The sequence below is a fragment of the Acidithiobacillus sp. genome (genome assembly GCF_023229925.1).
Taxonomy (GTDB): domain Bacteria; phylum Pseudomonadota; class Gammaproteobacteria; order Acidithiobacillales; family Acidithiobacillaceae; genus Acidithiobacillus.
On record NZ_JALNYM010000001.1, the window covers coordinates 231,103 to 243,430 of the forward strand.

Annotated in this window: 10 protein-coding genes; 6 read left to right on the forward strand and 4 right to left on the reverse strand. The window is 56.3% G+C overall.

All coding sequences use genetic code 11. The annotated features are described in order from the left end of the window. Nucleotides 1–3: 3 nt before the first annotated feature. Nucleotides 4–1,095, reverse strand: coding sequence for an efflux RND transporter periplasmic adaptor subunit (locus M0P56_RS01235; protein WP_291508233.1), 1,092 nt, complete (start codon nt 1,093–1,095; stop codon nt 4–6). 43 nt (nt 1,096–1,138) lie between these two features. Next, nucleotides 1,139–2,653 carry an efflux transporter outer membrane subunit gene (locus tag M0P56_RS01240; protein WP_291508234.1) on the reverse strand — a complete coding sequence of 505 codons (1,515 nt, stop codon included), beginning with the start codon at nt 2,651–2,653 and terminating at the stop codon, nt 1,139–1,141. A 216-nt stretch (nt 2,654–2,869) separates the two neighbouring features. On the opposite strand from M0P56_RS01240, the gene M0P56_RS01245 reads away from it, so the two are divergent. Further along, nucleotides 2,870–3,646, forward strand: coding sequence for a tetratricopeptide repeat protein (locus M0P56_RS01245; protein ID WP_291508235.1), 777 nt, complete (start codon nt 2,870–2,872; stop codon nt 3,644–3,646). Between the two features lie 64 nt (nt 3,647–3,710). On the opposite strand, the gene M0P56_RS01250 is transcribed toward M0P56_RS01245, so the two are convergent. Further along, nucleotides 3,711–4,289, reverse strand: a complete 579-nt coding sequence (locus M0P56_RS01250) for a nucleoside triphosphate pyrophosphatase (protein WP_291508236.1) — start codon at nt 4,287–4,289, stop codon at nt 3,711–3,713. 12 nt (nt 4,290–4,301) lie between these two features. Continuing rightward, nucleotides 4,302–7,091 (reverse strand): phosphoenolpyruvate carboxylase, encoded by a 2,790-nt coding sequence (gene ppc, locus M0P56_RS01255; RefSeq protein WP_291508237.1) that lies wholly within the window; start codon nt 7,089–7,091, stop codon nt 4,302–4,304. 373 nt (nt 7,092–7,464) lie between these two features. Between ppc and hfq the strand changes: the two genes are divergently transcribed. From hfq to M0P56_RS01280, 5 genes are read left to right on the forward strand one after another with little or no spacing between them, the layout of a single operon-like run. Continuing rightward, entirely contained in the window at nt 7,465–7,731 is a 267-nt protein-coding gene (hfq, locus tag M0P56_RS01260; RefSeq protein WP_291508238.1) for an RNA chaperone Hfq, read from the forward strand. 47 nt (nt 7,732–7,778) lie between these two features. Further along, nucleotides 7,779–9,053 (forward strand): ribosome rescue GTPase HflX, encoded by a 1,275-nt coding sequence (gene hflX / locus M0P56_RS01265; protein ID WP_291508239.1) that lies wholly within the window; start codon nt 7,779–7,781, stop codon nt 9,051–9,053. A gap of 14 nt (nt 9,054–9,067) precedes the next feature. After that, nucleotides 9,068–10,255 (forward strand): FtsH protease activity modulator HflK, encoded by a 1,188-nt coding sequence (hflK, locus tag M0P56_RS01270; protein WP_291508240.1) that lies wholly within the window; start codon nt 9,068–9,070, stop codon nt 10,253–10,255. Continuing rightward, nucleotides 10,252–11,124, forward strand: coding sequence for a protease modulator HflC (gene hflC, locus M0P56_RS01275; RefSeq protein ID WP_291508241.1), 873 nt, complete (start codon nt 10,252–10,254; stop codon nt 11,122–11,124). The genes hflK and hflC overlap by 4 nt, the downstream gene beginning before the upstream one ends. Next, complete coding sequence (locus M0P56_RS01280) at nt 11,121–12,323, forward strand: ATP phosphoribosyltransferase regulatory subunit (protein ID WP_291508242.1); 1,203 nt, start codon at nt 11,121–11,123, stop codon at nt 12,321–12,323. Before hflC ends, M0P56_RS01280 begins: the two co-directional genes overlap by 4 nt. Nucleotides 12,324–12,328 lie beyond the last annotated feature (5 nt).

The following is a 12,328-nucleotide window of genomic DNA, read 5'->3' on the forward strand; positions in this document are numbered from 1 at the left end:
GCCTCACGATTCTTTCTCGTCGCTGACTTTGACGAGACTACCATCCACCAGTTTTACCTGCCCCGCAGTGATGACCATATCACCCGCTTTAAGGCCGGAGACGATGCTTACCTGTCCGTTGCGCTCCGGGCCAGGCTTGATGACTTGTTGATGGGCGACTTCCACTGTCTTGCCATCCTGCGTATTCTTTTCGATCACATACACATAATCGCCGAAGGTGTTATATGAAAGAGCGGAGACGGGCACCGTCAACACCTTTTCCTCGACGTCGCGGACTACCGTGAGTTCGCCAAAAAGTCCGGGGCGCAACACACTTTTCGGATTGGCAATGGTGGCCTGCACATCAATTTGTCGCGTCGTACTGTTCACGGAAGCCCCCAGCGCGGTGACTTTTCCGCTAAAAATCTGACCAGGGAGCGCATCTGTCTCCATTTGCACCGGTGTGTCCACATGAATGTCCTGTAGCGCACCCTGCGGCAAAGTGAAATTTGCATGCAGTGGATCCCAGGATTGCAGGTCGACAATCTTGGTACCGGGGGTGAGATATTGCCCGATATTTACTTGGCGGATACCCAGATAACCGCTGAAGGGCGCACGGATGGCCAGCTTGTTCAGCGTCGCGTGAATGTCTTTAAGCGTAGCCACACTACTTTGATACGTGGCCACAGCGGTATCCAGTTGCGATTGGCTGGCAGCTTTGGTGACGATCAGTTCGCGGGTCCGGCGTAGGTTGATCTGTGCCAGATGAAGTTGTGCTTCATCGCTCGCCAACTGAGCAAGCTGATTGCTGTCGTCAATCTGCACCAGTACGGTGCCTGCCCGGACATACTGACCAGAATGAAAATGAATGGCGGTCACATTACCGGCTATCTGCGGGGTGATATCCACCCCTTGCACAGCTGCCAGAGAAGCTATGGCCTGCAGGTGGGGATGCCAAAGTTCTATCTTGGCCGTTGTGGCGCTGACGGTCACGACGGGTTTTGGCAGATGCGCCATGGCCTCGGAAATCTTCTTGTTAACGAAAGCCTTAAAGCCAAAAATACCACCAAAAACAATGATCAATATGATGGTTACAATAATGAACGCTTTTTTCATGACCAGTCTCCACTGCGGATGGCTGTGCTGAATGCATAATGGCTCATGGGTTAGCCTGCGTCACCGGCAATGAGCCGGCATCTGAATGGGATTCCTTTTTGTTCCACCAGCCACCACCCAGAGCGACGAGCAGAGCCGCGGTATCCTGATAGCGCTGTGATTCTGCCTTGATTTCAGCAATCCTGGCATTGTCATACTGCACTTCAGAAGTCAGCAGGGTGAGATAATCAGCGGCGCCTGCCCGATAACTCGCCTGGGCCAACTGCAACGCCTGCGCGGCTGCCTGGAGAGCCTCTCGTTGAGCCGCGAGGGTCTGCGCATCATGCTCCACCGCGCGCAGAGCATTCGCTACTTGATCAAAGGCGTTGAGCACCGTGCTTCTGTAAGCGGCATACACTACGTCATAAGCAGCGTGCGCTTCGGCCTTCTGCGCCTCCAGTTTGCCGCCCTCAAAGATCGGTTGCGACATGGCGCCGACCAAGCTCCAAATGCTGCTGGCAGGGTTAAAAAACAGCCCCGGATGACTCGCTGTGGAACCGAATGCGGCGCTGAGTTGGACGGTAGGATAAAACTGCGCCCGTGCCTCACCGATGACCGCATTCGCCGCCCGCATCTGCGCGAGAGCGGCGCGAATATCCGGACGCTGCTTCAATAATTGCGAGGGGAGGCTTACCGGCAATTTCTCCGGGAGTTGCAACGCTTCGAGGGTAAAGAGTTGGCGTCTGGCGTTCGCAGGAAAGTCTCCCACCAGAATGGCGAGTTCATGACGATAGACGGCGAGTTGTTGCTCCAGCGTTGGAAGGGTCGCCATTTCGGTGGCCAGTTGACTGCGCTGATTGACCACATTGACATAGCCGATAGCCCCTGCCTGGTACTGGTTCTCCGTAAGCTCCAGAAGCTTCTTCTCCTGCGCAACGATGGCCATGGTGGCACGAACCTGACCTTCCGTCGCCGCCTCACTGATAGCGGTGGTGACGATATTGCCGGTTAGGGTCAGTCGTGCCGCTTCCAACTCCCACTGTTGATACTTCACCAAGGCTTCACTGTTGCGGTAGACCAGACGATTAACACCGAATATATCCGGGTAGTAGGAAACGCCGACACTGCCAGTGATCAGGGAATAGTGAAAGCCGCCGCTTCCACCAAAGGCCGCTGAACTGGACTTGCTACGATTGGCCTGGAGATTGCCCGTTATCTGCGGGTAGAAAATACTGGAGTTCACGCGCGCTGTGGCCTGAGCCTGTTTTAACTGCGCCTGAGCCTGAGCGATGGTCGGACTGTTTTTCAGGCCCGTGGCGATTAACTCGTCAAGGGCTGTGGAGTGAAAGAGTTTCCACCAGTCTTCATGCAGTTCTTTGCCATACTCAATCTCCTGAGCGTGGCCAGCAGGGCCGCCGGGCGCCACAGTTTGTTTGACACTTGCACCAGCGGTATAGGATGTTTTGTTCGGCGGTGCCTGGGGTACACGCAGTGGCGGCTCAAAGCTACAGGCCGCCAGGCCTCCCGCCAGCACAGTCGCCAGCGCCGCAGCAATGGGTCTTGGCAATGGTTTTTGCACAACAATACCTCTCACGAGCCTATACCGACCGGTCAGTATAATGGCGACAAACCCGCCTGCTGTCAAACGTAACGGTATTTTTCTTATACAACTGCAGGGAACCAGCGGCACGGTAATGCGGTCAAAGTTTCCTGATGAACGCTGTGTGTGAAGCCGCTTGATTTAGACGGGGTTTCACCGCATATTCAAACTACAACGTCTTAGTTGGAGGAGCGTATGCAGTTAAAAATTTTTGGAGCCATCGCCATTGCCCTGATGTTTGCGGCGCCGGCAGCGTGGGCTGAACCCAGTGTAGCGCAAGTCACGCAGGCTGTGCAGGCGGGACGTTTGGACCAGGCACAGAGCATGATGCAGGAAGTATTGGTTGCTCATCCGCAATCTGCAGAAGCACAGTATCTAGAAGCGCGTATTTCGGCTCGGCAGGGTAACTGGGCAGCAGCGGCAGCGGCCCTGCAGAAATCCGAGCAACTTGCACCCGGCATGCCCTTTGTAAAACCGCAGGTGCTGACCGCTTTTAAAAAGTCAGTGCAAGGTCATATGAACAACCCGGTCGGTAAAATCAGCAAAGAAAGTCGCTGGGGTACAGTGCTGGCTTTTTTCCTGGGGCTTGTCGCGCTTATCGCGCTGATATCCATGCTTTTGCGCCGCCGTCAGCGGGCGAACATGATATACCGCGGGCAGCCTTTCGGGGGGGGGGTGAACGGTTATGGTCCGATGAATCCCGGCGGAGCCATGGGCGGTATGCCGCAGCAGGGTGGTGGGCTGGGATCCAGTCTGGCCTCTGGTATTGCCACTGGTGTGGGTGTTGGCGCAGGACTGGCAGCCGGGCAGGCACTGGCCGGAAGTCTGTTTGGACACGGCAACGAATCGGACAATACCGCCAGTGATAACAACAATAATGATCTGGGGTTGACAGACGATTCCTGGGGCAACGACCCATTGGCGTCTAATGATGACTTCGGACTGGATGACGGCGGAGATAGTTGGGGCTAACCAGTTGGCTTGCGCAATCGGAGGGGCATCACTGCGATGCCCCTTTTTTTATTCTTTCAGGAGGTTATGGTAGCGGGTAACCGAGCTTGCGCAACCCCCGGCAGAGGGCGATCAGTGGCAATCCCATCAACGCATGAGGGTCCTCTCCTTCCATACGCTGCACCAGGCTGATGCCTAGCCCCTCGGAGCGGAAACTCCCGGCGCAATCCAGTGGCTGATCTCGCGTCACATAGTGCTCAATTTCCATGCTCGTTAGAGTGCGTAGGACGATCCGATAGGGTACCAGGAATATTTCCGTGCCGGATGCGGCGATGATGGCCATGCCGTTGAGAAATTCGACGGCTTGGCCCTGCATCCAGCCCAGTTGTTCCACGGCCCGTTGGGTATTCCCCGGTTTGCCGAGAATGCGGGTGCCGCAGACCGCTACCTGGTCGGCGCCGATGACCACTGCCTGGGGGTTGCGGCATGCCACGACCTGTGCCTTGGCCTTTGCCAGCCGACAGACGAGGGCTTCCGGCGTCTCGTCCGGCAGAGGGGTTTCATCGACCGCCGAACCTTCAACGCGGAACGGAATTTGCAGATGTTGCAACAATTCCCGGCGGTAAGGGCTGGTGGACGCGAGGATTAATTCTGGCAGCGGCACGCACCTTCCTCCTTATCCGGTATTGCGCTGGCCGGCAGAAATAGCATTGATGGTGCGCAACAGAGGGTCCAGCCATATCTCGCGGAACTCGGGCGGTGCGTCATCGTTGCGATAACGACGCAGCAAGGCGAGCTGAATATGGTTGAGTGGCTCCATGTAGACGTTGCGTCGTTGCAGGGAAAACGCCAAAGTCGGATTGTCGGCGAGCAGTTGCTCTAATCCTGCCATGGCGAGCATCTCGGCTAGGCTGCGCTCAAATTCCGAGCGAATTTTCTGATATATGCCGGCGGCAATTTCCCGATCTTTGGGTAAACTGGCATATTCGCCGGCAATAGCCATATCCGTTTTGGCCATGGCCATGGCGATATTGCTCATGAGCGCCCGAAAGAATGGCCACTGTTGGTACATGTCCCGCAAAGCCTGCAAGCGCTCCGGCTTGTCCTTCCGCCACTGGGCGAGCGCCGAACCTAGTCCGTACCAGGCTGGCAGAATATGCCGCGATTGCGCCCAGGCGAAAATCCATGGGATAGCGCGGATAGAAGACATGGAACGGTCTCCCCGCTGGCGATGGGAGGGCCGCGACCCGATGTTCATGTGGGCAATTTCGTTAAGAGGAGTGGCCTCGTAGAAATAATCCATAAAACCCGGCGTATTTTCGGTTAGGTCGCGGTAAACAGCCTCTCCGGTGCGAGTCAGTTCGGCCATAATCCGCAGGTAGTCCGGGTTGTCGCTCGATACGGACCGGACCAGACCCATACTCGCCTTGATGAGGCCGGCCGTGCCCACCGTTAGTTCATAAAGTGCTGTCTCCAGATTGGCATACTTAAAGGAGAGCACCTCACCCTGTTCTGTAATTTTGATTTGCCCACGTACGGTATCCGGCGGTTGGGCCAGAATGGCCTCGTAGGTGGGACCGCCGCCACGTCCCACGCTGCCGCCGCGGCCGTGGAAGACGCGCACCTGAATCCGTCGCTTGTCTGCCAGGGCAGCCAGCCGCATTTGCGCCTGATACAGGGACCAACTGGAAGAGAGAATGCCGCCATCCTTGCAGGAGTCCGAGTACCCCAACATGACCTCCTGGGTATCATCCTGGCTGCGGAGGATTTCGGTATAAACCGGATTGTCCAGCAGAGTGGACATCACCTTATCCATGCGTTCGAGATCGTGGATGGTCTCAAAGAGTGGGGTGACGGCAATCTCACTGTAGAGCCCCTGCCGTGACCAACCGGCCAGGCCGAACTCTTTGGCGAGTACCAGCACCTCCATGATGTGGCTGGCCTCGTGTGTCATGGAGATCACGTAGTTGCCAAAACCGGATGCGCTCACTTCACGACGCAATTGGGCGATGCAGCGGAACATGGCGCAGGTCTCGCCGGCCATTGGTGACAGCTCGGGCTGAATTTCCACCAACGGGCCGGGTCGGCGCAGCGCTTCGGAGAGCGTCAGCAGACGCGTCTCTTCCGGTAGTTCCAGGTAGTTGGCAAAGCCAGGCACTGCCGCGAAAAGCTCAGCGATAGTGCGGGTATGTACGCTGGATTCCTGACGGATATCCAGGTGGGCCAGATGAAAACCGAAGGTCTGCACCAGCCAGATAAGGTCCTGCACGTCGTGGTCGGCGATGTAGTCGTCGTTGTGGCCCCGCAGGGAGTCACGCACCAGCAAAAGATCATCAAGGAAATCCTCCGCGACCGCATAAGCCGGACCAGAGGACTCGTTGAGGACCTGGCCGTTTTCTAGTTGCCGGAGACGCAGATCAAGTCGAGTCATTATGTAGCGCAGCTTGCGCCGATAAGGCTCGCTGGGAAAACGTTGATCCACCCATTCGGCGAGTTCCGGGAAGTCATCGGCATCCCGCTCCAGCGAGGCCAGCAAGACGGGAGAAATAGCGCAGAAGCGACTGGAATGCCCGAGCAGTTGATAGAGATCGCTGAGTCGTCGCTGATATTCTCGCAACACTTCGATGCTCTGGGTGCGCAAGGCCCAACCGGTAATGGCCGCTGTCACATTGGGGTTACCATCGCGGTCACCACCGATCCAGGAGCCGAAGCGGATAAAAGCCGGGATATCGATATCGTCATTGCCAAAGACCCGTCGCGCTGCACGTCGTGCCGCCTGATAGGTGCGCGGCACCGCCTCAAAGAGGCTGTCGCGAAAGTAGAAAAGGCCATTCTCGACCTCGTCCTGTACCTGTGGTCGGTTGGTACGTACTTCTTCGGTTTCCCAGAGAATCTGGATTTGCGCCTTTAGATTGTCGATAATTTCTCGTTCTTCTTCATCATTGAGAGATGGGTCGTCGAGCATTTTACTGGCCACGAAGATGCGGCGTAAACCGTGAAGTACCGTCCGTCGCTTGGACTCGGTGGGGTGTGCGGTGAACACCGGTAGGTAGCGCGTCTGATCCAAAAGAAATTGTATTTGTCCGGAGTTGATGCCCTGATTTTGCAGTTCGCGGAAGGTTTCTTCAAAAGAACCGATCCACAGCCCATCCCTCTTTTGCAGCAGACGGAGACGATGCAGATGCTGGAACTCTTCTTCCGCAATGTTGACCAAGCTAAAATAGGTGTTGAATGCGCGTATCACCAGCACGAGATCATCTTGGGGCAGCGCGTCGATGAAGCGCGCAAGACGACCGCGCAGGCGAAGGTCTTCTCTTTTGTGCAAACGGATATATCCCTGGCGAAGCTGCTCTACGGCATTGAACACTCGGGTTCCGGCCTGTTCGCGCAGGACCTCGCCCAGCAAATTGCCGAGCAGTTTGACACGGGCACGGAGCGCCTTGTCGTCGATGGTCGTCTTTTCCACGGTTCCGTCTCCTATGAATGCCACATTCAGGGGCGATGACCATCGGGTCGTCCACTGAAACTGGGGGTGTCTTGGGGCCGCCTGGGAAAGGTTCCCGCTGCGGCCTTCTGCTCAGGCTGATGGAGCGGAATGGCGGCGAGAAATCGCTTTTGTCGGCTGGCTTTGCTTCTAACGTAATGGGAAGCGTGCTACAGGTCAATTCATAACAGCAGTTGATCTCTGCACAACCCCCAGCAGATGCAGCGTGTCGATGCTGCACAAGCATGGCATTCGATTTGTTTTTGAGTTAGTCTAATTGCCACGCAGTGTAAGGAGTCCCGCAGGCTTTTTCACTACCTAGAAGCGCCATGAAGCATAGTCAAGGAGATAAAAAATGGCCGGACAACAAAAAGGACAGATCCTTCAGGATCCTTTTCTCAATCTGTTGCGTAAAGAACACGTTCCTGTCGCCGTTTATCTGGTGAATGGCATCAAGCTGCAAGGCTTTGTGGAGTCGTTTGACCAGTTCGTCGTATTGCTTCGCAATAATGTGAGTCAGATGATTTACAAGCACGCCATTTCTACGGTTGTTCCTGGTCGCGATGTGCGTTTGCCCTTGCCGGAAGGTGAAGGCGAGGGCAGTGCTGAAGCAGAGGCCTGATTCTGGCGAATGCCGTGGTTGCTGTAGCCGCGCCCCAGGAGAGGATTTTGCTCGTCCATGTAGTGTTACATGGTGAGGCCGATCCCGACAATGGGGCGGAATTTTTTCATTTGGCCACGGACAGTGGTGCAGATGTATTAGAATCACTTTCTGTTCAGCGCGACCGTCCCGATCCAGCGACTTTTCTGGGGCGTGGCAAGGTGGTGGAGCTTGCGGAGCGGGTTTCTGAATTGTCTGTGGATCTCGTTCTTTTCGATCGGGTTTTGAGCCCCGTGCAGGAGCGCAATCTGGAGCGAGCCCTCCAATGTCGGGTCGTTGACCGAGTGGGTCTTATCCTCGATATTTTTGCGCGACGAGCGCGTACCCATGAAGGTAAACTGCAAGTGGAGTTGGCACAGCTGACGCGTTTGCGGACACGCCTCATCCGTGGCTGGACCCATCTTGAACGGCAGCGCGGCGGTATCGGGCTGAGAGGCCCGGGCGAAACCCAGCTGGAAACAGATCGCCGTCTCATTGGCGAGCGTATTCGCTCTCTGCGCGGACGTCTGGTCAAGGTGGCTTCGCATCGGGCGACCCAGCGGCGGGCGCGGCAGCGGGCCCCACTGCCAACAGTTGCCTTGGTCGGTTATACGAACGCTGGCAAATCTTCTCTCTTCAACGCCCTCACGGAAAGTTCCAGTTATGCCGCGGATCGCCTTTTTGCTACCCTCGATCCGGCCATACGACGTTTGCAAGTCGCGGGGCACGACGCCATTCTCTTGGCCGATACTGTCGGGTTTCTGCGTGACTTGCCAACGGATTTGATTGCCGCCTTCCGTGCCACTTTGGAAGAGGTGAATCAGGCGCAGCTACTCCTTCACGTAGTAGACGGGAGCGCTCCCGATCGCGATGCCCAGATTGCCGCGGTAGACGCGGTTTTGAAAGAAATTGGTGCCGATGACATCCCGCGCCTGCTGGTGCTGAACAAGGTGGATCTGACGGGCGACGCACCGGGGAATGTTTATGAAGGCTCTGGCAGTCTGGCGGCGGTGCGCGTCAGCGCCCACTCAGGTGCGGGTATAGCCGAGTTGCTTCAGGCTATGACGCAGCGGGTAGGGAGATCCATGCTGCGTGCTGAATTAACATTGACACCTGAAGAGGGTGCCTTGCGTGCAAGCTTGCACCGGATGGCCAGTATTGTTGAGGAAAGTTTTGATGATCAGGGTATGACGCATCTGATTTTTGATATTGATGATCTCACTTGGCGACGCTTGCGTGCGCAAATGCGCAATAGCGGTTGTCAGGCGATGGATGCGCCCCCTACAATACCGGCTGATGGCTAAGGAAGGAGAGCGGTATGCCGTGGAGTGATCCGGGCGGAAACGGAAACAAAAACGATAACAACCCTTGGGGACGCCGTCCCAATGCGCAAAAGCCGGTTTTTGATATCCAGAAAATCACCCAGGAGTTGAAAAAAATGGGTGGTATTTTTGGCGGTGGCCGTGGCGGCGGGCCGAAGATGGATCGCAAGTGGTTGCGCTTGCTACCGCTTCTGGTGATTGCGGTGCTGCTCCTGTTCTGGATTGCCTCTGGCATTTATGTCGTGGGACCAGATGAAGAGGGTGTGGTGCTACGTTTTGGCAAAGAGGTTGGCATCAGCCAGCCCGGTTTACACTATCGGCTCCCTTTCCCTTTTGAGCGTGTGTATCTACCCAAAGTAGCGCAGAGCCGACGTCTGGTTTTGGGCTATAGTGGCGCCGCTGATTCACTGAACCCCGGCATGATGCTGACTGCAGACGGGAACGTGGTGGATGTCCAATTTACTGTGCAGTATCGCATAACTAACGCCAACAATTATCTGTTTGCCACCACAAATCCGGATCAATTGATTTCGTATTGTGCGGAATCCGCCATGCGCGAGCTGGTGGGGCGCAGCAAAATGGACGATCTGCTTACATCCGGTAGAGGCACGATGGAGCGACAGGCGCAGCAAATCACCCAAAACTTGCTGAGTCGTTACCATGCGGGTGTTACCGTTGAGGCTGTTCAACTGCTGGAGGTCGGCCCCCCCAAGGCGGTCCAGCCAGCGTTTACGGAGGTGACGAGTGCGCGTGAGGACATGAAACGGGCGCGTAACGAGGCGCAGGCCTATGCGAGCTCGGTGATTCCCAAAGCCAAGGGTGAAGCCGCGGCCATGGTGACGAAAGCCGAGGCCTATAAGCAGCAGGTAGTGGATCGTGCCAAGGGGGATAGCGTGCGCTTTACCGACATCCTCCAGGCCTATCAGAAAAATCCCAAGGTAGTGAGTGAGCGTATGTACTTGCACACCATGCAGGATATTCTGAGCCATACCCAGAAAGTGATTATTGAAAGCAAGGGGCAGCCCGTGATTTATCTCCACATGCCCGCCAAAACTCCGGTGGCGGTCAATAGCCCGACGAATTCGGCGGCGGTCACTGCATCCGGCGCGTCCGTCACCCCGCCGGTAGCCGCGACGACCAGCCCTGCGGCTTTGCCGATCGCTGTGTCGGGAGCTCGCTCATGAAGAACCGGGCCTGGAGTTTGGTTATTGTGGCACTCACCTTGTTGTTACTGGCTTCCGCGAGCTTTTTTTCGGTGCGTATGACCCAGACTGCAGTAGTGTTGCAGTTTGGTAAAGCGGTACAGGTGGTGGAAACTCCGGGGCTCTATATGAAGTGGCCTCTGATACAAAATGTGGCTTTCATCGACAAGCGTTTGTCAAGCTATAGTACGCAGCCAGAATCGTTTTTGACCGCCGAAAAAAGGCCGGTGCTCATCAACTTTTTTGCCGAATGGCAAGTGGTCAATCCTCTGGTTTTTTACACCCGCCTGCATAACGATGTCAGCGCACAGAGCCGCATCGGTGACATTGTGCGTTCTTCTTTGCGGGGTAAAGTCGGTAAGATGACCCTGGAGTCAGTGATACAGGGTAACCGTAAGGAGATGGTTGATCCAGTGCTGGAGGAAGCCAACCAGCGTCTACAGTCTCTTGGTGTGCGACTAGTGGATATGCACATTCTGCAGGTGGGGCTGCCCCCTGAGGTGCTACAGGCAGTCTACAAACGGATGGAGGCTGAGCGTAAGCAGGAGGCCAATGCATACCGCTCCCAAGGTGCCGCGGATGCCGCCAAAATCCGCGCTAGCGCGGACAAGGAAAAGACCCAGATCATGGCAGATGCTTATCGGCAACAAGAAGAGCTGAAAGGGCAGGGGGATGCTGACGCGGCTGCCATCTATGGTGCGGCATATGGCAAAGATCCGGCATTTTTTTCTTTTTATCGCAGCCTGGAAGTTTATCGTCACAGTCTGAGTGGCAAGGATATTCTCGTGCTCAGTTCGGATTCGCCATTCTTCAAATATTTTCGGCATTCGCTGGGGTCGGCAGGCAAATGACGCATCCCGAAACACAGCCAGCCTGGCTCCTACCCAGCGGTTTTGAGGACGTTCTCCCCGCACGTACAGACGCGCTGGAGCACTGTCGCCGTACTCTGCTCGATCTTTACGCACAATGGGGTTATCGCCAGGTCATTCCACCGCTGGTGGAGCATCTCGAGAGTTTGCTGACCGGAAGTGCGGCCGACCTCGATTTACAGACCTGGAAACTATTGGATCAGGACAGTGGTCGGCTGGTGGGTCTGCGTTCGGATATGACTCCGCAGATGGCCCGGATAGACGCACAAACCTCCTCTGCGCGGGAGGTTCGGCGCCTGGCCTATGCCGGTACTGTGCTGCGCGCCCGGCCTGATCTGCTCGGTGGGAGCCGTGCCCCTTTTCAGATAGGGGGCGAGCTTTTCGGAGTGGATGGGCCGGAGGGAGATCTGGAGGTCCTTTCCCTGATGGTAGAGAGCCTCATTCATTGCGCGGTACCAAACCTGTTGCTGGATATTGGTCATGTAGGTATTTCTCAGGCACTCGCGAACGCGGCAGGTCTGGAGGGCACGCTACGTGCGGAGCTGCTGCAGCATGTCGAGCGCAAGGCTTGGCCGGATGTGCGGGCGTGGCTGCGAGAGCACCATTGCGGCACGGAACTGAGCGCAGATTTTGATGCGCTGTCGCATTTACAGGGTGAATTCGACGTGTTGGAGCAGGCTCGTCAGCGTCTCGGACATCACCCGGTGGTTTGTACAGCCCTGGATGAACTGCGTTTTGTCTGGGGGGCATTGCGTGGGCGTTATCCTGATCTGGCAATTCAATGTGACCTTTCGGAGATTCACGGGCATCGGTATCATACCGGCTTGCTGTTTTCGCTGTTTGGTCCGCAGCGTGGTGAGGCGCTGTCCAGTGGTGGTCGCTACGATGATATTGGCGCCGCTTTTGGCCGACGGCGGGCAGCGACGGGCTTCAGTTTGGATCTCAAGCCGTTGCTGCGCGAATTCCCGGAGGCGGAGAGAGCGCGGCAGATTTGGGCTCCGGCGGGTACCGATGATCTTTTGTGGCAGTCGATACAGGAACATCGCCGGGCCGGTTATGCGGTTTTACAGGACTTGCTGTGCCAGGAGGTGCCTAGCCAACAGACATTGCAGGCACAGGGATTTGATGCTGTTTTGATCAAAGAACAGACGGGCTGGAAGATGCGGCCGCTTGATTCGTGACTTTT